Consider the following 22,001-nt stretch of genomic DNA (forward strand, 5'->3'; position numbering starts at 1 on the left):
AATCCGGTGGTACCAGCGGGGCAGTGTAGCCCCGCAAGTATTCAGCGATTAAATGCCGTATTGACTGCGGTACTGAGCGACACTGTCGGCATAGCGGCCTGATTGTGGGTCGCTTTCAAGAAACTCGAGAATCTGTTTAAGATTAACAATACTAATTACAGGGATATTGAACTCCTGTTCTATTTCCTGAATCGCAGAGAGCGAGCCTTGCCCTTTCTCCTGGCGATCCAGGGCGATAACAACGCCTCCTGGTTCCGCACCTTGAGCTTTGATAAGCGTAAGTGCCTCACGAATAGCGGTTCCTGCCGTAATCACATCATCAATGATCAGAACCTTGCCGGTAAGGGCAGCACCCACAATATTACCGCCTTCGCCATGATCTTTTGCTTCTTTTCTATTGAATGCATAGGGCGTGTCCCGGTCAAAACGATCAGCCAAAGCCGTGGCGGTAGTGGCGGCTAGGGGGATGCCTTTGTAAGCCGGTCCAAAAAGTACATCAAATTGGAGGCCACTATCCTGAATCGCTGCAGCATAAAACTGGCTCAACTTGAGCAAGTTGGCACCGGTATTGAACAAGCCTGCATTGAAAAAGTAAGGGCTGATTCGTCCGGATTTCAGAGTAAACTCACCAAATTTCAGAACCTGGTTTTCAATCGCGAAACGAATGAACTCTTTTTGATAGTCTTGCATTGTAAACATTACCTTTTTTGTCGCCGAATCTGATTTTATTGCCGAACCTGACATTCAGTAGCTTTTTTATCCAATTACCAGTACCATTCCCGCCCTTTCCGGGAGTGTAAACCGATTAGCGATACCCTCTTTACCATTGCGTATTCAAGGTGTAAAACCATATGGATGTCTAGATGAGTACGGTCGTACTTAAATAATCTCAAATCAGTTCTTTTTACATAATTGTGAATTCGGTATCATACACGCAAACTGAATCAGGGAACATCTATGAGGGTAGTATCAATTAGTGTTAACGGCCTGAAACAGGCTGCAGAGAATGGCTTTTTCGACTGGCTGGTGCGTCAGGACGCAGACGTGGTTTGCGTTCAGGATATCCGTGGACGAGTGTATGAGTTTGACGATGATATCTACCATCCAGAAGGGTTCGAAGCTTATTTCCTGGATGCTGAAGATGTTGAGCAGGGTGGGGTTGCGATTTATACCCGCCATTTTCCGAAGGCGATCATGTATGGGTTTGCCTATGAACCTGCAGATCGACAAGGCCGCTTCCTGCAGGCTGATTTCGAAAATGTCAGCGTAGCGACAATACTGGCCCCGAGTGCCTTGGAAAACGCTGATCGTCAGGAAGAAAAAGATGCCTTCTTTCAGGCCTTCGGCGATCATTTGCAAAAAACACTGCGTAAACGCAGACAGTTTATATTCGCCGGGAATTTCCAGACTGCGCATTTGGTGACTGACGCCAGCACAAAATTCCACAAAATGGAGGTCTCCGGTTTTTATCCGGATGAACGCGGATGGTTTGATAATGTGTTTGACAACATGGGTTATGTTGATGCGTTCCGCGAAGTAAATCGCAATAAAAACCAGTTTACCGCGTGGCCGATGTGGGCGAAAGGTTGGCGTAAGCAAGCCGGTTGGCGAGTGGATTACCAGATCGCAACTGCAGGTATTCGCAACACCATTCTGGATGCATTTATCGACTCTGAAACACGTTTTTCCGATCACGCACCGCTGATCGTGGATTATGACATTGAAATGCCCTGATGCGGGCAGGCAACTTGTATCAGCCTTGGACTGTTCTGTCCAAGGCCTTTCACTTAAGTAAAAATCAAATCAGGTTCGCGTATCCAGTGGGCTTCACTCGGCGTCGTTTAGCGCAGCTTGTTGCAGGGTGAAAAGCTCATTCAAGCCTTTCCGTGCCAGGCTTAGCATTGCATCAAATTGTTCCTGGGAAAATGCATCCCCTTCCGCAGTTCCTTGTACCTCGATGAAACCACCTTTATCCGTCATGACAACGTTCATATCGGTTTCTGCCTGAGAGTCCTCAGGGTAATCCAGATCCAATACTGGAGTGTCTTCGAAAACGCCCACGGATATCGCGGCCACCATTTGCTTCAAGGGTGATGCTTTCAGTTGGCCATTTTTCACCATGGTATTCAAGGCATCGGCCAAGGCAACGCAGCCGCCGGTAATGGATGCGGTGCGTGTGCCACCGTCAGCCTGAATGACATCACAATCAATCGTGATGGAAAAGTCGCCCAATGCATTAAGATCTACGGCTGCACGAAGTGATCGCCCGATCAGGCGTTGTATTTCGACCGTGCGTCCACCTTGTTTGCCTCGTGCGGCTTCCCGATGCATTCTTGAGCCAGTGGAGCGAGGCAGCATCCCGTATTCAGCTGTGATCCAACCCTGGTCCGATCCTTTCAGAAAGCGTGGTACGCCACTTTCGACCGTTGCAGTACAGATCACTTTTGTGTCGCCAAATTCGATCAGCACCGACCCTTCAGCATGTTTCGTATAATTACGGGTGATTTTAATATCGCGCGCCTGATCCGGTTGTCTACCGCTTGGTCTCATAATTTATCCTTTAAGCAACGTTTGTCTGTTCGTGTGAGTGTCTATTAAGTCGTGTTACTGACTGTTAAACCGAATTAGTGCTCGAATGTGTAGCGAAGCATTTTCAATTGCCAGCAAACCCGAAAGTATCGCATGACGATTTGAGCACTAATTGCGCCCACATCCGGCGTGTTAAAGCGGTGCCGAATCGAGCTGAAATTTGGGTGAATTTGCATTGTAACATGAGAGTAGCATTGTTATTCGTTGTTATTGCATTAGAATAGTTGTTTCGAGTTCAAGTCTGTTCACAAACGCTACAGGATAGCATAGAGAGGGATGTATGATTCGCAGCATGACTGCATTTGCCCGTACCGATAGCCAGCAAGAGTGGGGTACGCTTACCTGGGAAGTCAGGTCCGTGAACCATCGATACCTTGAGCCGCATTTTAAACTGCCCGAGAGCCTGCGTGAAATCGAGCCGGCGCTTCGGGAACTTCAGCGCAAGTATCTGGGACGAGGCAAAGTGGAAAGTGCTCTGAAATACCAGCCCCGTGAAAGTGGTGCTGCAGGCTTTGCACTCAATGATCAGTTGGTCGTCGAGTTAAATCAATTAGCAAATCAAGTGAATCGGGTTTTGGACAACCCCGCCCATGTCAGTGCATTGGAAATTATGAAATGGCCAGGTGTACTTGAATCCGTTGAACAGGATCTGGCCCCGGTGCGCCAGGCTGCGATCGAAGGTTACGAAAATGCCTTGATCCGGATTATCGAAACCCGGGAAAAAGAAGGTGCTCAGCTGGCACCCATGATCAGCACCCGCCTGGACCGAATTGAAGCAATTGTCGCTGAAGTAAAGGGTGTGTTACCCGCAATATTGGATAAACAGCGGGATAATTTGATTAATAAGTTGTCGGAATTAAAAGGTGAACTGGACTCCGAACGGGTCGAGCAGGAAATGGTCATCCTCGCACAAAAGTCTGATGTCGCAGAAGAACTTGACCGGCTGCAAGCCCATGTCAACGAAGTTCGCGATGTACTGAAAAAGAAAGAACCCATCGGTCGCCAACTGGACTTTCTGATGCAAGAGCTAAACCGGGAAGCCAACACGTTATCCTCCAAGTCCATCGTCACCGACACCACCCGCGCCGCAGTCGAACTCAAAGTATTGATCGAACAGATGCGAGAGCAAGTGCAAAATATCGAATAGTTTTTTGGCTCGTCCAAGAATGTCTAAAAGCCCTGTTATTTCATTGTAAATGCAGGGCTTTAGTTTTTAATGGGTGCCCCAAGCAATCACTATCCCATATCAAATGGTTTTTTGGGTGTTTCGTTATTAAGTAACTCCGATGCGATGGCCTTTACCTCACTCTGAACATACGTCCAATATTCAGGATTATCGAGAGTTCTCTCTTTAATTTGCTTAGGGATAAAGCGACTTATTTCCATGTTGAAATCGTTATGTACTTCATCTTCCGACATCAGCTTGCCCAGTTGAATAGACAATGCTTGATGAAAGTCTTCTGTTTGTTTCTGTCTGGCAATGAGTTTCTTTTCAACCAGTGCCTTGGATAGATTAATGCCGCGTTGCTTTATCCAAACAATATCCCAGATATCTCGAGGCTTGATTCGCCTTGCACGATACGCCAACGCGATCAACTTATCGGCCAGTATTTCTTGTAAAGATTGTACCGGCACCAAGATCCCTTCAGTTGGTACAACGATGTCGTAATGATTGATTAACGGGCGCTTTTCGATATCGAATGACGGAATGGCACAGACGTCAATATGCATTTTTTGCCGTGGCAAATCAGGTCGATTAGCCTCTTTCACAATACTAATTCTCCAAGAAACGGTATTTCCTTGCTGTTCGCCGGAGGGTTTGTTTACCCAAACTTCTGTTTCATACTTGTTCTGAATGTAGGTTTGAATTTGGGACTCCAGCCCCTCAAACTCAGAGGGTTTGAAATCGTGCCCGCCATTGAAATCAAGATCTTCCGATAGCCTGCTGCTGTTGTAACACATGCGTAACGAGGTACCACCAATAAAGGTTAATCGCTGCATAGCGCCTTGTTTGATCAGTACATCCATAATGTCATGATGCAAGATCTCCTTTTCTATGACGGGTGTCACTGCTGCGTAGTCCGGGTTTGCCTGGACGATTTGGCGAATTTGCTGCTTCAGCATAGTTTCTCTCCCACACGCTTCCCCACACTTAACTCTCCAACATATGTAGATTGCGCTGACAATGCTTCAGGTCTGCAATCGCTTGTTCTTTACGCGCGCGATACATTTTGATGTCGGGGTCATAGTACAAATTAGGCGCAATTTGCTCGACCGGCTTTTTAGTATGGGTAAATTCAATCACGCCATAAGGCGTATCAAAACAACCACTTCGGCCTTTAGTGACCACAGTGACTCTGCCCATCACGACTTGTGAAATATCGCCTGTGTAACTGAGCTGACTTTCTAAGCTGATGTAGTTCAATACGCCACTGCGCAGCTTTTTGATGATTTTATAAATGGCAGTCTCAGGCTCAGGTGGTGTAATAACGCTTTCATAGAAACCTTTAACTACTCGTCTTAATAGCCCCCTTTTTACGCAATCTGATAGGAACTTTATAAAGGCAGGGTCACTAGGAACTCCAAGCATAAAAGCAAGCTCTGTTGTACTGTGAATGCCTCCGCCGGCGTTCACCGCTTTAGCTAATGCGTTTAATAGCTTACTAGACTTGGTCATAGGTCTACATTAAATTTCTAAATAAGTAATTTAGTGTAGACCTTATGTTGGACTCAAGCAAGATAAAGGTCTACAAGTTATTACCTAAAAAGTAATGTTTTGTAGATCTTTTTAAGTCTGGCGATTTAAGGGGCGAGTCACGCCGGTATCCTTAACAGAGCGTAGGAAAGTAATTCTGCTTTTTTCGACCTCTTCGCAAACAACAAGGCTCACCTGAGCTTAATGTACGGGCTACGTTGAGTTTCTGAATCGGTTTAAAACTCATCTTTTAGCACCTCATCAATGCTAGTGGGCATAGTAGCGCGCTCTTTGTCAGGTTGTGTAAGCTGATAGAGCCTATCCAATGAGTCGAGTGTCTGCCAAAGCAACAGCAATTGGCGGAATGAAATTTGCCCGGTCAGCTCGAATTTCTTAATGGTGGCTGCAGGCACACAGCTGCGTTCTGCCAACGCATTTCGTGACAGTTTTGCTTGTTGGCGTAACGCTCGCAAATAAGCAGCATAGGCTTGGCTTACATCGGTATCATCTAGTAATGTAAAATTCATTCGCAAGAACCAAGTGGATACAATTGTGTCCATTATATGGCTAAAAAGCCAGAATTGGATACCACTGTATCCAATGTTGGGGGGATTGAATGTTTTCTCGATAGAACCTTTCAATATTGCTATTTTTAGCGCTAACAGGTGACCGAGGATAGTGTGACCTGATTACGCCCGTTTTGTTTTGAGGCATAGAGTGCCTGATCAGCAAGGGAGAGTAGGTTGGTGGGAGAACCCTGGAAGTCCTGGCCAGCAATCTGGACGCCGATGCTGACTGTAATTGATATGGCTTTTCCCTCCCATTCAATTTTTTGTGTTTCAATCTTGTTGCGAATGCGTTCAGCAACATTTTGTGCATCCTCTGCATGGGTTTCGGGTAATACAATGCAAAACTCTTCTCCGCCATAACGGGTTGCGCGATCGCTCGGCCAGCGAATGCAGCTTTCCAGAGATAGGGCCACGCGCTTCAGGCATTCATCGCCAGCGAGATGCCCGTGGCTGTCGTTAAACTGTTTGAAATGGTCAATGTCGAGCAGTAATACCGCCATAGGTCTCTGAGATCGCGCCAGTCTTGCCAGCTCCTCATTCAGATATTGATCCAGGTATCGCCTGTTCTTCAGTCCGGTTAGTGAATCTGTTGTGCTGAGTTGCAGCAATTGAGAGTTGAGCGCTTCGAGTTCTTGTGTCCTGGCTGCAACGGTGGATTCCAGTTTGGCATTGTATTTGTTCTGGATCGAGAGTGCTTGCTCCTGAGCGAGGATTCGTAGACGCTTTTCCCTGTTTATTTTTTCTGCCAGAGCGAAAGACAGCATCATGACTTCGATGGATGATCCAATGTGTGCTGCGTATTCGGTCAGCAGGACTGAGGGCAATATTCCCAGCTTGTTTAGAGCCAGTACCGTGCAGCCCACCAGCATAAAAGACCAGGCCGCAATGTAATATTTCGCAGCAGTTGCGCCTTTCAGGTAGCAATAGATCGCGGTTATAAACATAAAAATGCAGCTTACAATCGCGAGCACGACCATTTCGCGAATCAACTGAGCGTAAGGTACAAGAAAGGAGAGTAGGAAGATACTCAATGCGCACACTATGAGTACGTTGGATAGTGTATTGGCTAACCGCGTATAGTTTTGTATTTGCAGAAAGTTTTGGGAGAATAAGATGCCAAAAATGGCGATGCACGAGAGCGCGACCAGAATGGACTGGTCGTTCCATTGTGTCCCGTTTGGCCACAAGTACTGGAAACTATACCCGCCCATGCCTGCGAGCATGATGACCATTGAAATGACATAGCCGATGTAAAAGAGGTAGGTTTTTGACCTGAGGATGATACAAATCAGTCCATTATAGAGGAACATAATAATCATCGTTCCGAAGAAAAGTCCGTTTAAAATGGTGGTTCGGCTTTCGTGGGTCAGAAACTGTTCTTTATCCCAAAGCACGAGCGGGACTTGTACGGAACCACTGGTTTTTATTTTCAAATAAAGGTCAAGGGACTCGTGTTCCCGGAGATTGACCGGAATGATGAAGAATCGGTGCTGGATTAATCGATTCTGGAAGGGGGCTTTATCGCCGGTTTCGATATGTTGTTCCACTTTGTCATTTTGAACAAAAAATACCGCAATTTAATCGATAACGGCGTAGGCAATTTCCAAATAGTATTCATTTGAGTTGCTCTGAGTACTCTCAATGGAAATTTTCAGCCACCAACTCGAGTCATTGTAACCTTGATTAAAAACTGCTTGTTGGGAGTGTTTCCAGTCAGTCAGTTGCCTGACATCTCGGATGGTTAATTTATGGCTGGGGTCTTCGAAGTACTGAATATTGCGGGCCAGATCATATCGCTCTAGCGGAACGGGCAGCTCTACTGACTCCGCTATGTTGGGAATAATGATGAGTATGGTAATGAGTTGAAGCCGCACTAGCATGTCTTCTGGCCCAATTTCGACTACTTGGGTTTAAGGATAGGCACAGGAACAATACGGTTCAACTTTTAGCGATCTTATCAATTGTTATCCCGGATTTGGTAAGCATTCAAACCGAACACGATAGAATTCGATTACGTTCTTTCTGAAATTCCAACTATATTCAGAAATAGTGTACCATCCCCCGCTTTTTCCGCTGTGAGTTTGTCTCGCTGGGTTAAATTAACAACAGAATTGAATCAGAGAAGAGTTATGTCAGCTAAAGGTCGATTGTTTATCGTGTCTGCACCCTCCGGTGCGGGGAAAACCAGTCTGGTTAAGGCGTTGCTGGAGCGGATGGAGGGGATTCAGGTTTCGGTATCCCACACAACCCGTGCACAGCGTCCGGGGGAGGTCGATGGTGTTAACTATAATTTTGTCGACAAGGCCGAATTCAAAGCGATGATTGAGCAAAATGCCTTTCTCGAACATGCGGAAGTGTTTGGCAACTATTATGGTACGTCTGAAGCCTGGGTGCGTGCACAGATGGACCAGGGAGTAGACGTAATTCTGGAAATTGACTGGCAGGGTGGACAACAGGTTCGCCGGTTAATGCCGGAAGCGGTTGGGATTTTTATTTTGCCTCCTTCTAAAGCCGCATTGATGGAGCGTTTGTCCAATCGTGGACAGGACTCGGAGGAAGTGATTGCAAAACGAATGGCGCAATCTGAAAGCGAGGTCAGTCACTACGTGGAATACGACTTTATTATTATCAATGATGAGTTTACAACGGCACTGGATGAAATGGCTTCGGTTATAATTGCTGACCGGGTCAGAATTGATCGACAGCGGGAGCAACATCAAGGTCTCTTGAAAGATTTATTGAGTGGCCATTCCGCATAGGTATTTATTTGCCTCTCAGTTAGCGGCTTTCGAAATTGTTGAAGATATAAAAACGGATTCCAATTTTTTTCTTGATTGATTGATTGATTGATTGATTGAAGAGCAAAATTCTGTTTGCTATCTGTGTAATTTGCAGTTGGAATGTAGGTAATAATCGATTAAACTGGCGTGCTTCACTTAGCTTCCGCTAACGAATTTTCAGATTTGATATGAGGGTATTATGGCTCGAGTAACCGTAGAAGATTGCCTGGACAATGTAGATAACCGTTTTGAGCTGGTTATGGTCGCGACAAAGCGAGCCCGGCAATTGGCAACAGGTGGAAAAGAGGCTAAAGTCGAATGGGAAAATGACAAGCCGACTGTTGTTGCGTTGCGGGAAATCGCGGCGGGCCATATCTCAAAAGTTGTACTGGATCAGGAAGAAGACGACTGATCTGGCGATAACGTAGCCGCACTGATTGCCAAAATCAGGGGCGGAATTGGAATACGGTATCGGGGTACCCTTTGTTCCGGGTGCCAGGGAAAACCCGAATGGATCTCCTTCGGGTTTTTTTCGTTGGATAATTTGAATCACCGGTAATAAATGGATACCATCAAGTGGAGTTTGTAGTAAAGGGCCTGTTTTTTTTTAAAGTCCTTTTTACATTGTGTTACTGCAAAAATGTGTTACTGCAAAATTGCTTCACTGCAAAATGGTTTGAATGGTTTTGCGTCTATGAATTGAGAGATTTCGCCTACTGTGTCAGTTGAAGAATTAGTCTCCCAGGAAAGTATGGGAATTACCGGTTACGACCGGTTAATCGCAGCGGTCAGAGAGTACCTTGATGAAGACAAGGTCGATTGGGTTGTGCGCGCGTTTATTAAGGCGCGAGATTCACATGATGGACAATATCGACGTAGTGGCGAGCCCTATATCACCCATCCCGTAGCGGTTGCTACAATTCTTGCTGACATGCGCCTGGATCACCAGAGTTTGATGGCGGCCTTGATGCATGATGTTATTGAAGATACCCCGGTAACCTGGGATGAGCTGGCGTCTGAATTTGGTGAGACCGTAGCGAACCTCGTGGACGGTGTCAGCAAGTTAACCCAGATTGAATTCCGGACCCGAGCTGAAGCTCAGGCCGAAAATTTCCAGAAAATGACACTCGCCATGGCGCGGGATATTCGGGTCATGTTGGTCAAACTGGCGGATCGATTGCACAACATGCGGACACTCGGCCCGCTGTCGATTGAAAAACGCACCCGCATTGCCACCGAGACTCTGGATATCTACGCCCCGATTGCCAACCGGCTGGGGATCAACACCATTCGGGTCGAGCTTGAGGATTTAGGCTTTGCTGCTCTGCATCCCATGCGAGCCAAATATATCCGCAAAGCAGTGGACAAGCTGCGAGGCAACCATCGAGAAATTATTTCCGAAATTCGCAGTCGCCTGGATAATTGTCTGAAAGATCGGGGGCTGCCGGGCAAAATCGTTGGCCGCGAAAAGCATCTAAACAGCATTTACCAGAAAATGAAAAGCAAGCGCAAATCTTTCCATGAAATAATGGATGTGTATGCGTTTCGAATTATCACCGAGAGTGAGGATGATTGTTACCGGATATTAGGTGCTGTACACAGCCTCTACAAACCGCTTCCGGGCCGGTTCAAAGACTATATCGCCATGCCGAAAGCGAATGGTTATCAATCTTTGCATACCACGTTGTTTGGTATGCACGTTAACATTGAAATTCAGATCCGAACTCAGGAAATGGAAGAGATTGCCAATAATGGTATTGCTTCCCACTGGCTCTACAAAACGGCAGATTCAGACGCGATTTCCGCCAACTTCACCCGGGTTGATCGTTGGGTCAAGGGACTCATGCAAATGCGTGAGCACGCGGGCGACTCCCTGGAGTTCATCGAACACGTAAAAATCGATCTTTTCCCCGATGAGATTTATGTATTCACGCCCAAGGGTAAAATTATGGAATTGCCCGCAGGTGCAACACCAGTGGATTTTGCCTATGCGATTCACACTGATATTGGGAATGCCTGCGTTGCCTGCCGGATTAACAAGCATTTGGGGTCGTTGAGCGCGCCCCTGAGTAGTGGTCAGACTGTGGAGATTATCACTGCGCCTACCGCAAAGCCCAGTCCATCCTGGCTGAACTTTGTCGTGACCGGAAAAGCAAAAAGCGGGATACGCCATTACCTCAAACATCAGCGTCAGGCCGAGGCCCATGATTTAGGCAAGGCTTTGATCAAACGATCGCTAAAAAGCTTCAATAAGAAGCTCTCTGAAATTTCTGAAGTGCAAAAACAACGTGTGGTAGAGCACAATCAGGTTGATAACTTTGATGCCTTGCTGGAAGAAATCGGCATGGGGAACCGAATGGCCTATATCATCGGCCGACAATTGGTTCAGGAAGACAGTCATGTTCCCGAGCAGGAAGTTGAGCTGACACGTGATGACAGCCCTAAATCGACGCTGACGATTAAAGGCACGGAAGGCTTGATGGTGAATTTCGCTCACTGTTGCAAGCCCATACCTGGGGACCCGATTGTGGGCGTGATGGACTCTGGATCGGGCATGATCATTCACTCTGACAGTTGCAGCAAGGTTGAACAGCACCTCGCGGGTGATAACCCCTCGATTCACCTCAGCTGGGCGAAAGACATCACCGATGAGTTTACGGTTCAGCTTCGCGTGGAGCTGGAGCGGCAGCGGGGAATTATCGCCGAGATCGCAGCGGCAATCACCGTAGCTGACGGCAATATCGAGCACATTAGTGTAATAGAGCAAAATGCCAAGTTGAGTATTATTTCGCTCGTAATTCATGTCAGTGGCAGGAAACATCTCGCACGGGTGATGAAACGCATCCGGAATGTGCGGGCGGTGACCAATATTACACGTGTTCGAGCTTGAGGTTCTTATACTCTCCAAGTGCGCTTATTACTGAGTAAAGCAACGCTCGCTGGAGCGTTAACTGATTCGATAACAGGTTCAACATAAAATAGGACGATTATGAGCAATAAATCAATTATTCAGACGGACAATGCCCCCAAAGCAATCGGAACCTACTCACAGGCCGTTAAAGTGGGTAATACCGTTTATCTGTCAGGGCAAATTGCTTTAGACCCGGAATCAATGGAATTGGTGGGTGGGGACATTTCACAGCAGATCAAACAGGTTTTCGAAAACCTGAAAGCGGTTTGTGAAGCATCCGGCGGAACCTTACAGAATATTGTTAAATTGAATATCTTTTTGACTGACTTGGGTAATTTCGCAACGGTCAATGAAATTATGGCCACGTACTTTGAGCAGCCTTATCCTGCTCGTGCAGCGGTAGGTGTTGCAGCCTTACCAAAAGGCGCGGAAGTCGAGATGGACGGTGTTTTGGCGCTGTAATCCGTTTTGCACGGTATATCTGACTTTCTCTGTGGTGACTCAAGCCCCATGCACGGCTTGAGTCTCACGACTTCGAACTTCCCTCTATCCGGTAACTTTTTTCTACCCGGTAACTTTCTTCTAGCTGGTATGAGTGTCTGCTGAATCAAAAAAACGGTTCGGCAATCTTCTCCGGCATTAATCTTTCGATCATCTCACGATAGCCACTTCGCCAATTTGGATAAATAAAATCATAGCCTGAACTCAACAGTCTTGAGTTGCGACATTGTTTACTGCCATTTCGTCTGCGGAATGGTTCCGTCGCAGGCTGATCCGGCGCACATTCCAAATGCGCTTTGAACCAGGCTCGCATAGTATTGATTCGCACGGGTTCACAATCCGTTGCAAGGTACAGGTTTTCCAATGTCTCCCCCGCAAGCGACTTTGCCATTAAGTGTTGCAACACGCCGATACAATCCCGTTCATGGATTCTGTTGGTGAAAGGGTTGTGCGGGACTTCCGGCAGTTCACCCTGTAATGCCTGATTGAGCAGCCGGGTACGGTTGCCCCCATAGATTCCTGAAAAGCGGATGATCGTGCTGGTAAAGTGATCCTTAATAAACGCTTCCGCGCTTTTCAGTGCGATTCCGGAGAATGAAGTTGGTGCAATCTCTGAGCTCTCATCGACAACGGTGTCGTTATCCTGATGGTAAACCCCGGAACTGGAGACAAAAAAGAGACGTTCCAGCGTTTGCCCCCGTTCTGTTAAAACCTGGTGTAAATTTCTCAACCCCTCCGGGAAAACCTGCTGATAAGCTTCTTCGGTAAACGCGGGCGGGGTCAAACAATAGAGCAGGTGGGTGGTCTCCGTCGGGAGGCTGAATCGAATGGAGTCAATATCAGTAATATCTGCTGCCCGATAGCCGATCTCCTGTATGTGTGCTGCGGGCGAATCGTTTTGCTCACCAGTGCTGTTTGGTGGGGTGCGCTTCAGCACGGTCACCGGGTATTGTTGCTGAAAAAACTCGGCAACAGGCTGGCTAAGTTTTCCACCGCCAATAATGGTTACAGATGAGGTCATGTGTTTTTTCTGCCTGTATCTTATTCTGATTCACGAATTTTGAGCTGAAAATCAAGCTATTGCAGTCCCAGACTTTGAACCCGGTGGAATCATAGCGTACATTAAGCGAAATGCATAAGGTTACGGGGAGAGTCTGACATTGGCGGTTAACTTATCGGATATGGATATCGGTGAACTCAAGGGGGTGGGGGCGGCAGTTAAGGAAAAGTTGCAGAAACTGGGGATCGCCACAGTTCAGGATCTATTGTTTCATTTGCCGTTTCGATATGAGGACCGTTCGCGAATCTGGCCTGTTTCAAAGATTCAGGCGGGCGATCTGGTTCAGCTTCAAGGTAGTATTGCTCGAAATCGAGTCGTCCAAGGTAAACGTCGAAGCCTTGAAGTTGTGCTTCAAGATGAGACGGGCGCTGTCGCGCTTCGCTTTTATTATTTCTCTGCCGCACAGTCGCGTGCACTGCAAGAGGGGGCTTTTGTTCGTTGTTTTGGTGAAGTGCGCATGGGGCGGACAGGGTTTGAGTTGTACCATCCGGAGTACCGGGTTGTTGATGCTTCGGCTCCGCCACCGTTGGACGGGCAGTTGACCCCGGTCTATCCGTTAACTGAAGGGCTGCAACAAACCCGCTTGCGGCAGCTCTGTCAGCAGGCATTGGTATTACTGAAACGGCACCCATTGAAAGATTCTATTCCCGGTGAGCTAATCTCCCGGTATCAATTTCCCGAGTTAAATGAAGCGATTTCCTATTTGCATCACCCCCCTGTTGGAGCAGATGTATCGGCGCTTGTGGCGTTTCGACATCCAGCCCAGCAACGGTTTGTGCTTGAAGAATTGCTGGCTCATCATTTCAGTTTATTGTCAGTGCGGGAATCCATTCAGGTTCATCCTGCAGCGGTGCTTGTCGAGAATGCTCAGACGGAATCAGCTTATGGAGCTCAGATGCTTGCTGGCTTGCCGTTTCAATTGACTCGGGCACAGCAGCGGGTGCTTGATGATATTTCTGTGGATCTTGCCAAGCCGATCCCCATGCTCCGGCTTGTGCAAGGGGATGTTGGTTCCGGAAAAACGGTCGTGGCAGCACTCACGGCATTACGGGCTGTTGAAAAAGGCTATCAGGCGGCCGTTATGGCGCCGACTGAAATTCTCGCAGAGCAACACTTGCGCAGCTTTCAGCAATGGATGACACCCTTGGGTATCACAGTTGGCTGGTTGGCCGGTAAAGTAAAAGGCAAAAAACGGGATAAGGTACTGGCAGAATTGGCTGAGGGCGAAGTGGATGTCGTTGTCGGTACCCATGCACTCTTTCAGGATGATGTTAAATTCAAGGCTTTGGCATTGATAGTGGTGGATGAGCAGCATCGCTTTGGTGTCCATCAGCGTTTGGCCTTAAAAGAAAAAGGCGTTGAGGGTTTAGTGCCCCATCAATTGGTGATGACAGCAACGCCGATACCCCGAACCCTGGCGATGAGTGCCTATGCAGATCTCGATACCAGTGTTATCGATGAACTGCCACCGGGACGGCAAAAAATAGAAACGGTTGTGCTTCCTGCATCCCGGCGGGAAGAAGTGATTGCCCGAGTACATCATGCCTGCCGTGAGGGACGGCAAGCCTATTGGGTCTGTACGCTGATTGAAGAGTCTGAGGCATTGCAATGTCAGGCGGCAGAGGCTTCCCATCAATTGCTGCAACAGACCTTACCCGACCTGAAGATCGGTCTGGTTCATGGACGTCAGAAAGCCCAGGAGAAAGCTCAGGTAATGGATGCGTTCAAGACCGGTGTGCTGGATGTGCTGGTTGCGACCACGGTGATTGAAGTGGGGGTTGATGTGCCTAATGCATCGCTGATCATTATTGAGAATCCTGAGCGCCTGGGTCTGGCGCAGTTGCATCAGCTGCGGGGGCGAGTAGGGCGGGGGCATGTTGCCAGCTTCTGTGTGTTGATGTACTCCCCGCCGCTATCCCAAACCGGACGGGCACGCCTGCAGGTGCTGCGTGATAGTGATAATGGCTTCGTGATTGCCGAAAAAGACCTTGAACTGCGTGGTCCGGGAGAGGTTTTGGGAACGCGTCAGACCGGACTGATGCAATTTCACATGTCAGATCTGGAACGTGATAAAAACTGGTTGCCAGTGATCAAAGACATTGCTCCGACGATTCCACATGTCCTGCGTGAGCAGCTTAAACACCGGTGGATCGGTGATCGGGCGGCCTATGCTGAAGTGTAAAAAAATCAGGAATCGCTTGTCCCGTTCAAGTGGATGAAAAGTTGTGGTTCTGGTCTAAACTGAAAGAATTCCCTGCTATTTGAAAGAAATGAGAGATTTTGATGGCCATTCCCACCACTGTGCACGACCTGATTGATCGATATCAGAACACTTACAGCCAAACCAACCAAGGGGCCGAAACTGCGGATATTGTGGTAAGAAGCCCTGAAGTTCTGGATCAGACCGTTATTTCGGTTTTGATGCATGATGTTCTGGGGCGAGTACAGATTATCATGCCCTATAACGCCCTGCTGGATGTTGACAAGCTAAACTCGCAAACGTCTCGAAATCTCCAGGCATTGTCACCTGATGATGTTGAAAGTATCCGTGTCCGACACAGCCTGGTCGACCTGCCTGCATTGCCGGATATCACCGGTCTGCCTTGTATCGTGGATCAATCCGTACTCAATATGGAACAGATATTTGTTGCTGCCGGTGATGGAGAATCACTGGTTCGCTTTTCCAGTGATCTGTTTGCCACGGTGATTGAAAAAGCCAAAGTTGAAAGCTTTGCGGTACCCTTGCATTTGATTAAAGCGAATCTGTGTGATCCTTCTGAAGATGTGGCTCAGATCCACGAGGCGATTCAGAAGTTCACCTATTTACGTATCAAGCAGCGTTTGGAAGATACTTTGGAGCTGCCGCCATTACCGCAAACTGCGCAGCGCATTATTCATCTGCGTGCAGATCCGGAAGCGGGCATCAACGAATTGTCCGATGTGGTCGAAATGGACCCCTCTCTTTCGGCTCAGGTAGTGAGTTGGGCGTCCTCGTCATTTTATGCTGCACCGGGGAAAGTGAAATCTGTCCACGATGCCATTATTCGGGTTTTGGGCTTTGAACTGGTAATGAATTTATCAATGGGTCTGGCATTGGGCAAAACACTGGCTCAGCCTAAAGACGAACCGGAGGGGCTTACCCCATACTGGCATCAGGCCGTCTGGATGGCAACGGCTTGTGGTGCATTGGTTAACCTGATCCCTCGGGACAGTCGACCGGAATTTGGTCTGACTTATCTGGCGGGATTGCTGCATAACCTGGGTTACCTTGTATTGGCGCACGTATTTCCGCCGCACTTTACGCTGATCTGTCGTTACGTTGAAGCCAACCGGCATCTGGATAATGCGTTTGTCGAGCATTATCTCATCGGTATTACCCGGGAACAGGTGGGAAGTAAATTGATGCAAATCTGGAATATTCCGGAAGAAGTTGTAATGGCGTTGCGTCATCAGAAGAACCCGGAGTTCCGTGGTGGCAATGCGAAATACTCTAGTCTGTTGTTTGTGGCTCGAGCGTTATTGGTTAAAAATGGAATTGCGATTGGGGTGAATGAAGATGTTCCTGCGGAGCTCTATGAGTTTCTGGAGCTGGAGCAGGAGCGGGCCGAAGAGGTGATTGCGGATCTGGCCGCAGCCCGTGATGAGATACTCCGCATGGCTGGTATGATGGAAAGCCCATAGGCATTGACTGAAAGTCTTTAGAAAAAATAATGCGGCCTGACCGGAAGGTAAAAAAACGTATCATCGTGTAGAAAATTGTAGCCTCAAAATGAATGTAAAAATTCTAAAAATCTTATGATTCAGTGGCTTATAAGTATTGCAAAATGTATTTTTTCGATTCGGTCACATTTTGCCATGCGGGACATCAAACATTTTGAGCGCTATATTATTCAGTAACGACAGATTAATTCGCAGTGTGTTGCACTGACGTTTTTTAAAGGTAGGTATTCGCTATGGAAAAATTCATTTTCAGTCAAGCCAGCATTTTTCATCTTCAGAAACTGGAGAATCAGTTCCGTAAAAAGTATGGCAAGCGATATCGTTTGTCGGAAGAAAACTCGCGTATGGAATTGCTCACGGAGTCTTCTACATCTTCGGATATTGTTATTCAGCAGTACTTCCGTCGATTCTGCCATGAGCTTGATCCACAACTGGTTGAAGAGCTGGTTATGCGCGGTATTGTCAAGCCGGGCGCGACTCACTGATTACGCTCGAGCGAAGATGTTAAATGCCCTGACTGCTGGATGTGCTCCAGCAGTGCTCTGGCTGCAGTTTCAATCGCTTCCTGATGTTCATGTTCAATGGCATAGCGTTGTTTATCCAGTTTCCAGCGGAAACGCTTATCCATTTCGTTTCTTGCCCCGTGTGTAGGCATATGCTCGGTTAATTCATAAACCTGATTGAATATTTCAAAGCGAGCATCCTGATGAAGGTCGGGTTGCACCGCGTCCAGTAATACCTTGATTCGAATACAGCCTTCTGCCAAATCAACCTGCTGTGCATCAATACAGCGCGCGATAATCTGGATACTTTGCCAGGTTTCGGACTTCTGCTGGATATGTTTCTCCAGTACTTGAGCCTGCTGGGCCTGTACTTGACGGATTTTCCGGTATTGTTGCCGAATGGTGAGCGCGAGAACAATGGATAATAGAATGCCTAACAAGCTGAGTAACCAGTATTCGCTTGATGTTAATGCCAAAAGTGTGCTCCTCGCTGAAAAAATCTGTCAGGAGCGAATTGTAACGGTAACGTTGGTGTGATGCCAATTTCACACCAACGTTTTTGGACGGGGCGCGGGCACGGTGTCAGGCGTTAAATCGTGCAACCAGGGCTTTGGCTTGTTCTGCCATCGTCGCGACATCTTTGGCAATCAAACGTGTGTTCTGAGCACTGTTCGCCGTGCTTTCTACGATCTCAACCACTGAATGAATATTTCGGGTGATATCGTCTGAGGCGTGAGTTTGTTCTTCCACCGCGGTGGCCACCTGTGTATTGATATCATTAATCTGTCCAATGTAGCTTGAGATACTATCCAGTTTGGATGAGGCGGTATTAAATAGTTCGGCACTTTGACCGGTATGTTCCCGACTGGTAGACATGACCCTGACGGTATCACTTGCACCGGACTGGACATTGACGATGATTTCTTCAATTTCTTCTGTGGATTCCTGGGTTTTACTGGCGAGACTCCGTACTTCATCGGCGACAACGGCAAAACCTCGCCCTTGTTCTCCTGCTCGGGCAGCCTCTATGGCGGCATTGAGGGCCAATAAATTCGTTTGTTCAGCGATGCCTCGAATAACACTCAGGACGGTGCCAACATTGTTGGTGTCTGTAGCGAGTTTCTGCACAGTCGAGGCGGTATCTTCTACTTGCTCGGCCAGTTTACTGATCGCGCTTTGTGCCTGACGCATATTGTGTACTGCATCTGATGTCGCTGTTGTGGCATCAGTCGCCAGAGTCGCGGCGGATTGAGCATGGCTCGCGACTTCTTGGGCGGTATGGGTCATTTCCTGCATCGCTGTCGCGATTTGATCCGTGCTCTGGTGTGCGAGGTCAACCGATCTTTGTACATCTCCTGATGACGAGGTGAGCCGGTTCGAGATTTCATTTAAATTGTTATAGTTTCCTTCCATTTGGCTCACAATCGCTTGCAGGAAATCCCTTAATCGTCGAGCGGCACTTGCCAGCTGGCCCAGTTCGTCCTGCCGGTCGATATCGATAGTCGATTTTAGATTGCCGTGACTTTGCTCTTCGATGATTCTGGCCAGTCGTCGACTTGGCAGAATGAATGAACGTCGAATAAAAAAGAGTGCAACTATTCCGAACGCCGCAATGGATATGAATAAGAGGATGAATGACCAGAGCGCAGCGGTATGGACTGTCTTGCCGATCTGCTCTGTTGTATTGGCTGCCCTCTCTGCCAAGAGCTCTGCAGCGGTTTCGAGCAGTTTTGAGGGCTCCCGATCAATGCCCTGAACGGCTTGATCGCCTTGCTTCGGATCAAAGTTACTTTTTTTGAAACTGTCCAGGCCCGCTCTGTAAGCGGCCCCCATTTTCCGGTGTGATTCGAGGAATCTGGAGGTGGTATCCCTGGCTTGAGGGAAATCCAGGTTACTTAGTAGTGTTTGTCCCTGGTTTTGAATTTGTTGTTCTTTTTCCTGAAAGCGATTCCAGTACTTGTCCAGATCCTGACTTTTGTAGCCCCGGAGTAAGACATTCTTCCACTCCTGTACCTGCACTTTAAAGTCGTACAGCATGGCGGAAATTGCTCGTTCGTTGGCGATTTCCTGATGCACCAAGCGATCAAACTGCGTAAATCCACGCTCCGTTTTGCTGTAGTAATAGGTTGCCGCTGCAGCAACACCCAAGCTTCCGAGGACGATGATTAACACCATTCGGTTCATTAGACTTTTTTCGAGCCAATTCATAACGCCACCATTCTTTATTTGCCGGCTTTTTAACCAGTATAGTTTTAAAAATGATGGGGTGTTTAAAAAATGTCCAGAAGTGCGCCTCTGATTACATTGATCTGGAAAACAGTAGCATCAGGTTATTTGCAGGCATGCTTTGTGTGTCGATGCAATGTAGGCCCTGGTCAACAAAGAGATCAATCACCGCCGATCTGTTTTTCAAGCCCGCTTCAGGGTTAAAGCTTTTAATCCAGTTATCCAGCTGCTGATTGCCCACGCTTGTGAATGAGTTGTTTTCATTGAAAGGCCCATACACGGCAAATTTACCATGTCCCGGCAGGGTTTTACTGGCACCTCGAACCATATTCTCGACCAGTGGCCAACTGACAAAGTGAATGGTGTTGGCGGTGAACAGATAATCCATTTGAGTGGTATGGCCGAACCACTGTGACAGGTCCAGTTCGATCGGTGCAAGCAGGTTGCCCAGCCCGGCTTCTGCTACCCAGGCACGGGTACCGTCAATCGTTTCGGGTATCTCGCTGGGTTGCCAGAGTAGATGTTGCAAGGTTTGACAAATGTGGACGCTGTGTTGGCCTGTTCCCGAGCCAATTTCCAATACGTTCCCGGGCGCGGCAAACCAGCGACTCAATATATCTAAAATCGGTTGTTTGTTTCGTTCACAGGCTTCACTAAAAGGTTTGTGCATCTTGGTGCTCACTGTCATGTAGTTGATCGAAGCTTAGGCCATGTTTTTCCAGCATGGTGATAACGCGTGCACCATCGTTCGTTTTTTTTCGCTTGAGCCGAGACTTGTTATAGAGTTTACGCCCGGCTTCTGCTGCACTATGACTTTCCAGGCACGCCATTATTGTCGTGCTCAGTTCAATTTGTTCCATCAAATCCAGTAACTCGATCTGACTTTGCGGAAGATAGTTGGTCAGAATGGCGACCGCAGGGGAGAACTGGGCAGAGGAGAGCTGGGCAGAGGTGAGCGCTTTGGGGGCACGCGAAAATGCGCTTTTTTCGGATTCAGGTTGCAGCAGATCATCCCCCCACAGATAACGTAGGGTCTGAATTTCACCATTGACCAGATTGTCGTCGATCTCTCCGCTCTCTGCCAGTGTTGCCATACGTGTGATACTGGCATTAAGATCGCGGAAGTTCCCCGTCCAGCTGGCATCTTCGGACAGGGCAAACTGTAGGTAGCGTGCTTTTGCCGAACGGCTGAATCGAACCCGAATACCCTGTCCGGCTTCAAAATGTTTTAGCTCATAGTCTATGTTCGGTTCAATGTCTTCCCGCCGTTCCGCGAGACCGGGCAGGCGATAGGTCCACAGGTTGATTCGGGCAAACAGGTCTTCCCGGAATCGCCCCTCTTTGACTTCGATTCGCAGGTCTCTGTTGGTACCGGCGATGAGTTGAAAGTCACTTTCTTCTTCCTTGTCTGCACCCAGTGGAAAAAATCGTTTTTCCTCAATGGCTCTGAGCAGCATGGCTTGCTCATCCAGACCCAATTCGCCGATCTCATCCAGAAAGAGCAAGCCCCTGTCCGCGCGTCGTAACAGGCCATCCCGTTTGTCAACGGCACCGGTAAATGCGCCCTTTTTGTGGCCAAACAATGTACTCATTGCGTTGTCGCCGCGTAACGTGGCGCAGTTGATTTCAACAAAGCTGCCCTTCAAATCAAGGCGACGGCGTTTCAATTCATAGATTCTCGATGCGAGCCAGGATTTTCCTGCACCGGTCTGCCCCATAATCAGCATAGGGGCTTTGGAGCGGATCGCGACCTGCTCGATTTGAGTGATGAGCTTGTTAAAGGCGTTGTTGCGTGTCTGGATGCCGTGCTTCAGGTAATCCGTGTTGTTGCGTTTCGCTTTTCGGAATATATCGGCAATTGCCCTTGGCGCGTTATCAAGGTCGATAACTTCAAGGCGGCTGTTTGCTTTATTGTTTGAACCTGCACTGTTTTTTGGATTTGGACTACTGTTTGGGCTTGGACTAGAGTTTGCTGACCGGTCAGGGGCGCTTTGCAATAATTTTCCCGGGAAATATCGGGCACCCACCGAGAGAAAAACAGAAGCTTGCTGGATGTGTGAACCGGTTGTCAGGTGAAAAAAGTAGCTTTCCTCCTCGACATTAAACGGGTAGGCCGCGATGAATTTGTAGAGTATCGGGAACACGGTATTAATGTCCCAGGGCGAGTCAAAATTCAGCTCCTTGAGCTCCAGCTCCACCGTGCTGGAGAGTATTCGACAGTCTTCAACAATGGTGTCAAGCAGGTCTCTTTCATTCGCGTTGTAGAGCAGAACCAATCGCGATACAGGGAAGGTTTTGGGGTGCTGTAAAATGGACAGAGTCGGTCGCCAGCGCTCCCAGCGCTTGTCGAACTTCCCCCGACGTTTGGATACCGCATCGAGCTGGGTACCGAGAAATCCAAACACAACATTGTTGCCTGAGTCCTGTGCATTCATGACGCCCGCTGT

At 48.0% G+C, this 22,001-nt stretch carries 20 protein-coding genes and 1 pseudogene; 9 read left to right on the forward strand and 12 right to left on the reverse strand.

Annotated features, from left to right (window positions below):
* Window positions 1-48 precede the first annotated feature (48 nt).
* Window positions 49-690: an orotate phosphoribosyltransferase gene (gene pyrE / locus OLMES_RS06645; protein ID WP_087464359.1), complete on the reverse strand. Its 642-nt coding sequence runs from the start codon at window positions 688-690 to the stop codon at window positions 49-51.
* 267 nt (window positions 691-957) lie between these two features.
* Between pyrE and OLMES_RS06650 the strand changes: the two genes are divergently transcribed.
* On the forward strand, window positions 958-1,734 hold the full coding sequence (locus tag OLMES_RS06650) for an exodeoxyribonuclease III (RefSeq protein WP_087460543.1): 777 nt from the start codon (window positions 958-960) through the stop codon (window positions 1,732-1,734).
* 93 nt (window positions 1,735-1,827) lie between these two features.
* Here the strand turns inward: OLMES_RS06650 and rph are convergent, their stop codons facing one another.
* Window positions 1,828-2,550 carry a ribonuclease PH gene (rph, locus tag OLMES_RS06655; RefSeq protein WP_087460544.1) on the reverse strand — a complete coding sequence of 241 codons (723 nt, stop codon included), beginning with the start codon at window positions 2,548-2,550 and terminating at the stop codon, window positions 1,828-1,830.
* 319 nt (window positions 2,551-2,869) lie between these two features.
* On the opposite strand from rph, the gene OLMES_RS06660 reads away from it, so the two are divergent.
* On the forward strand, window positions 2,870-3,736 hold the full coding sequence (locus OLMES_RS06660; protein WP_087460545.1) for a YicC/YloC family endoribonuclease: 867 nt from the start codon (window positions 2,870-2,872) through the stop codon (window positions 3,734-3,736).
* Window positions 3,737-3,825: 89 nt separating this feature from the next.
* Here the strand turns inward: OLMES_RS06660 and OLMES_RS06665 are convergent, their stop codons facing one another.
* The 5 genes and pseudogenes from OLMES_RS06665 to OLMES_RS28805 form a co-directional block, all read right to left on the reverse strand.
* Entirely contained in the window at window positions 3,826-4,713 is an 888-nt protein-coding gene (locus OLMES_RS06665; protein WP_087460546.1) for a nucleotidyl transferase AbiEii/AbiGii toxin family protein, read from the reverse strand.
* A 28-nt stretch (window positions 4,714-4,741) separates the two neighbouring features.
* The gene (gene abiEi, locus OLMES_RS06670) at window positions 4,742-5,266 is read right to left on the reverse strand and encodes a type IV toxin-antitoxin system AbiEi family antitoxin (protein ID WP_087460547.1); all 525 of its coding nucleotides are present in this window, start codon (window positions 5,264-5,266) and stop codon (window positions 4,742-4,744) included.
* A 254-nt stretch (window positions 5,267-5,520) separates the two neighbouring features.
* Window positions 5,521-5,844 (reverse strand): helix-turn-helix domain-containing protein, encoded by a 324-nt coding sequence (locus OLMES_RS06675; protein WP_456299499.1) that lies wholly within the window; start codon window positions 5,842-5,844, stop codon window positions 5,521-5,523.
* A gap of 98 nt (window positions 5,845-5,942) precedes the next feature.
* Complete coding sequence (locus OLMES_RS28800) at window positions 5,943-6,620, reverse strand: GGDEF domain-containing protein (protein ID WP_332454943.1); 678 nt, start codon at window positions 6,618-6,620, stop codon at window positions 5,943-5,945.
* Window positions 6,606-7,733: pseudogene (locus tag OLMES_RS28805) on the reverse strand (7TMR-DISM family protein); the annotation flags it as partial. The pseudogene OLMES_RS28805 and the gene OLMES_RS28800, both read right to left, overlap by 15 nt.
* Window positions 7,734-7,982: 249 nt before the next feature.
* On the opposite strand from OLMES_RS28805, the gene gmk reads away from it, so the two are divergent.
* The 4 genes from gmk to OLMES_RS06705 all read left to right on the forward strand — a co-directional run bounded on the left by gmk (window position 7,983) and on the right by OLMES_RS06705 (window position 12,006).
* The gene (gene gmk, locus OLMES_RS06690; protein ID WP_087460551.1) at window positions 7,983-8,612 is read left to right on the forward strand and encodes a guanylate kinase; all 630 of its coding nucleotides are present in this window, start codon (window positions 7,983-7,985) and stop codon (window positions 8,610-8,612) included.
* Window positions 8,613-8,832: 220 nt separating this feature from the next.
* Complete coding sequence (gene rpoZ / locus OLMES_RS06695) at window positions 8,833-9,045, forward strand: DNA-directed RNA polymerase subunit omega (protein ID WP_087460552.1); 213 nt, start codon at window positions 8,833-8,835, stop codon at window positions 9,043-9,045.
* 306 nt (window positions 9,046-9,351) lie between these two features.
* The gene (locus OLMES_RS06700; RefSeq protein ID WP_456299500.1) at window positions 9,352-11,523 is read left to right on the forward strand and encodes a RelA/SpoT family protein; all 2,172 of its coding nucleotides are present in this window, start codon (window positions 9,352-9,354) and stop codon (window positions 11,521-11,523) included.
* 99 nt (window positions 11,524-11,622) lie between these two features.
* Window positions 11,623-12,006, forward strand: a complete 384-nt coding sequence (locus tag OLMES_RS06705; RefSeq protein WP_087460554.1) for a RidA family protein — start codon at window positions 11,623-11,625, stop codon at window positions 12,004-12,006.
* 145 nt (window positions 12,007-12,151) lie between these two features.
* Here OLMES_RS06705 and OLMES_RS06710 read toward each other — a convergent pair whose 3' ends face one another.
* Entirely contained in the window at window positions 12,152-13,066 is a 915-nt protein-coding gene (locus tag OLMES_RS06710) for a Rossmann-fold NAD(P)-binding domain-containing protein (protein ID WP_087460555.1), read from the reverse strand.
* A gap of 139 nt (window positions 13,067-13,205) precedes the next feature.
* On the opposite strand from OLMES_RS06710, the gene recG reads away from it, so the two are divergent.
* The 3 genes from recG to OLMES_RS06725 all read left to right on the forward strand — a co-directional run bounded on the left by recG (window position 13,206) and on the right by OLMES_RS06725 (window position 17,310).
* Entirely contained in the window at window positions 13,206-15,287 is a 2,082-nt protein-coding gene (gene recG / locus OLMES_RS06715; RefSeq protein ID WP_332454929.1) for an ATP-dependent DNA helicase RecG, read from the forward strand.
* A 101-nt stretch (window positions 15,288-15,388) separates the two neighbouring features.
* On the forward strand, window positions 15,389-16,786 hold the full coding sequence (locus OLMES_RS06720; RefSeq protein WP_087460557.1) for an HDOD domain-containing protein: 1,398 nt from the start codon (window positions 15,389-15,391) through the stop codon (window positions 16,784-16,786).
* A gap of 272 nt (window positions 16,787-17,058) precedes the next feature.
* Window positions 17,059-17,310: a hypothetical protein gene (locus tag OLMES_RS06725; RefSeq protein ID WP_087460558.1), complete on the forward strand. Its 252-nt coding sequence runs from the start codon at window positions 17,059-17,061 to the stop codon at window positions 17,308-17,310.
* Here the strand turns inward: OLMES_RS06725 and OLMES_RS06730 are convergent.
* The 4 genes from OLMES_RS06730 to rtcR form a co-directional block, all read right to left on the reverse strand.
* Entirely contained in the window at window positions 17,304-17,804 is a 501-nt protein-coding gene (locus tag OLMES_RS06730; RefSeq protein ID WP_157678194.1) for a DUF2489 domain-containing protein, read from the reverse strand. The two genes, OLMES_RS06725 and OLMES_RS06730, sit on opposite strands and share 7 nt — an antisense overlap.
* 106 nt (window positions 17,805-17,910) lie before the next feature.
* The gene (locus OLMES_RS06735; protein WP_087460560.1) at window positions 17,911-19,536 is read right to left on the reverse strand and encodes a methyl-accepting chemotaxis protein; all 1,626 of its coding nucleotides are present in this window, start codon (window positions 19,534-19,536) and stop codon (window positions 17,911-17,913) included.
* Between the two features lie 91 nt (window positions 19,537-19,627).
* Window positions 19,628-20,224: a DUF938 domain-containing protein gene (locus OLMES_RS06740; RefSeq protein WP_157678195.1), complete on the reverse strand. Its 597-nt coding sequence runs from the start codon at window positions 20,222-20,224 to the stop codon at window positions 19,628-19,630.
* Entirely contained in the window at window positions 20,208-21,989 is a 1,782-nt protein-coding gene (gene rtcR / locus OLMES_RS06745; protein ID WP_087460562.1) for an RNA repair transcriptional activator RtcR, read from the reverse strand. Before rtcR ends, OLMES_RS06740 begins: the two co-directional genes overlap by 17 nt.
* Window positions 21,990-22,001: the final 12 nt, after the last annotated feature.

Source organism: Oleiphilus messinensis (assembly GCF_002162375.1).
GTDB lineage: Bacteria > Pseudomonadota > Gammaproteobacteria > Pseudomonadales > Oleiphilaceae > Oleiphilus > Oleiphilus messinensis.

Coding starts and splice junctions, on each gene's coding strand:
- OLMES_RS06725 (WP_087460558.1), top strand. CDS start 17,059: ATGGAAAAATTCATTTTCAGTCAAGCCAGCATTTTTCATCTTCAGAAA.
- OLMES_RS06735 (WP_087460560.1), bottom strand. CDS start 19,536: ATGAATTGGCTCGAAAAAAGTCTAATGAACCGAATGGTGTTAATCATC.
- gmk (WP_087460551.1), top strand. CDS start 7,983: ATGTCAGCTAAAGGTCGATTGTTTATCGTGTCTGCACCCTCCGGTGCG.
- OLMES_RS06720 (WP_087460557.1), top strand. CDS start 15,389: ATGGCCATTCCCACCACTGTGCACGACCTGATTGATCGATATCAGAAC.
- OLMES_RS06705 (WP_087460554.1), top strand. CDS start 11,623: ATGAGCAATAAATCAATTATTCAGACGGACAATGCCCCCAAAGCAATC.
- pyrE (WP_087464359.1), bottom strand. CDS start 690: ATGCAAGACTATCAAAAAGAGTTCATTCGTTTCGCGATTGAAAACCAG.
- rpoZ (WP_087460552.1), top strand. CDS start 8,833: ATGGCTCGAGTAACCGTAGAAGATTGCCTGGACAATGTAGATAACCGT.
- OLMES_RS06665 (WP_087460546.1), bottom strand. CDS start 4,713: ATGCTGAAGCAGCAAATTCGCCAAATCGTCCAGGCAAACCCGGACTAC.
- OLMES_RS28800 (WP_332454943.1), bottom strand. CDS start 6,620: ATGATGCTGTCTTTCGCTCTGGCAGAAAAAATAAACAGGGAAAAGCGT.
- OLMES_RS06660 (WP_087460545.1), top strand. CDS start 2,870: ATGATTCGCAGCATGACTGCATTTGCCCGTACCGATAGCCAGCAAGAG.
- rtcR (WP_087460562.1), bottom strand. CDS start 21,989: ATGAATGCACAGGACTCAGGCAACAATGTTGTGTTTGGATTTCTCGGT.
- OLMES_RS06675 (WP_456299499.1), bottom strand. CDS start 5,844: ATGGACACAATTGTATCCACTTGGTTCTTGCGAATGAATTTTACATTA.
- rph (WP_087460544.1), bottom strand. CDS start 2,550: ATGAGACCAAGCGGTAGACAACCGGATCAGGCGCGCGATATTAAAATC.
- OLMES_RS06740 (WP_157678195.1), bottom strand. CDS start 20,224: ATGCACAAACCTTTTAGTGAAGCCTGTGAACGAAACAAACAACCGATT.
- abiEi (WP_087460547.1), bottom strand. CDS start 5,266: ATGACCAAGTCTAGTAAGCTATTAAACGCATTAGCTAAAGCGGTGAAC.
- OLMES_RS06650 (WP_087460543.1), top strand. CDS start 958: ATGAGGGTAGTATCAATTAGTGTTAACGGCCTGAAACAGGCTGCAGAG.
- OLMES_RS06710 (WP_087460555.1), bottom strand. CDS start 13,066: ATGACCTCATCTGTAACCATTATTGGCGGTGGAAAACTTAGCCAGCCT.